This window comes from Streptomyces sp. WELS2 (assembly GCF_013870595.1).
In the GTDB taxonomy this organism is placed as follows: Bacteria; Actinomycetota; Actinomycetes; order Streptomycetales; family Streptomycetaceae; genus Streptomyces.
The window spans coordinates 1-1,437 of sequence record NZ_JACBWZ010001216.1; the positions used below are offsets into that span (position 1 = coordinate 1).

Annotated in this window: 2 protein-coding genes and 1 pseudogene; 1 reads left to right on the forward strand and 2 read right to left on the reverse strand. The window is 73.9% G+C overall.

The window, feature by feature from the left end; genetic code table 11:
* A partial coding sequence (locus H5J33_RS35145; protein ID WP_181798701.1) for a universal stress protein occupies window positions 1–117 on the reverse strand: 117 nt, incomplete at its 3' end.
* Between the two features lie 157 nt (window positions 118–274).
* Here H5J33_RS35145 and H5J33_RS35150 point away from each other — a divergent pair.
* Window positions 275–922 (forward strand): annotated as a pseudogene (locus H5J33_RS35150) (response regulator); the annotation flags it as partial.
* 184 nt (window positions 923–1,106) lie between these two features.
* Here H5J33_RS35150 and H5J33_RS35155 read toward each other — a convergent pair.
* Window positions 1,107–1,437: M20/M25/M40 family metallo-hydrolase (locus H5J33_RS35155; protein ID WP_399553007.1), on the reverse strand; the 331-nt coding region annotated here is incomplete at its 5' end.

A 1,437-nucleotide genomic window follows, 5' to 3' on the forward strand; every position in this document is an offset into this window, starting at 1 on the left:
CCAGGCGTGCACCACGCGCAGCGGCAGGCCCCGGCGCACGGCCTCCCTGGCCGCCCAGTCCAGCGCGGCGACACTCTCCTCCGTACCGTCCACCCCTGCCGTGATCGGGCGTGTCATCCGTGGGCCTCCTCGTCGTCACCGGCGCACGAGCGTGTCCTCGCGCGCCCATGATCATGGTGCCAGCTCCCGGCCCCCCGTACCGCGGTGCACGAGGGCGGTCCCGGGCAATCGAACATACGATGGCCTGGTACCGGTGACATGGGTGGGGAGTCGTATGGCACAGGCCGCCGAGACCGCGCGGACCGTCATCCTGACCGTGGACGACGACCCGGGGGTCTCCCGTGCCGTCGCCCGCGACCTCAGGCGGCGCTACGGCGGGTCGTACCGCGTCGTGCGCGCCGAGTCCGGCGAGTCCGCGCTCGCCGCGCTGCGCGAGCTGAAGCTGCGCGGGGACCTGGTGGCGGTGATCCTGGCCGACTACCGCATGCCCCGGATGAACGGCATCGAGTTCCTGGAACAGGCCCTGGACGTGTACCCGGGCGCGCGCCGGGTGCTGCTGACCGCGTACGCGGACACGCACGCGGCGATCGACGCCATCAACGTCGTCGACCTCGACCACTATCTCCTCAAGCCCTGGGACCCGCCCGAGGAGAAGCTCTACCCGGTCCTCGACGATCTCCTCCGGGCCTGGCACTCCAGCGCCTGCAAGCCGGTGCCGAGCACCAAGGTCGTCGGGCACCGCTGGTCGGCGCGGTCCTCGGCGGTGCGCGAGTTCCTGGCCCGCAATCAGGTGCCGTACCGCTGGTACTCGGTGGACGAGCCGGAGGGGCGGCGGCTGCTGGCCGCCGCCGGGCAGGACGGGCGGCGGCTGCCGCTCGTGGTCACCCCGGACGGCCGGTTCGGCACACCGGTAGGGGGTCCGTGCCCAGGACGCGACCGGTTCACGCCTGAACGAGCCCATTTCATGGCATCGTTACGGCCGCGGGCGCCCGTTTCCCCGTCACCGGACGGTGACCGGCAGCGGCGGTGCCAGCGCCTCCACTGGTCTGGACCCCTGAGCGGGACGGCACGCCACGGGAACCCACGGCCCGCCCGCCGCCCCCGGGTCAGCCGTCCAGGCGTCCGCCGCCGGACAGGAAGGCGAGGGCCACCGCGGCCTCGCAGGCGATGCCGGCGGCGATCACGTCCTCGTCGATGGTCATGCGGGGCGAGTGCAGCGACGGGGCCTCGTGCGGGGCGAGGCCGGGCGGGCAGGCGCCGAGGAAGGCCATGGCGCCCGGGACGGCCCGCAGCACGTAGGAGAAGTCCTCCGCCGTCATCTGCGGGGCGGACAGCTCGCGCACCGCCTCGGCGCCGAGCGCGTCGGCGGCCGCGCGCCGGACGAGGAGTAGTGCAGGTACGTCGTGCGGGCGTCGCTCTTGACCAGGCCGTACACGC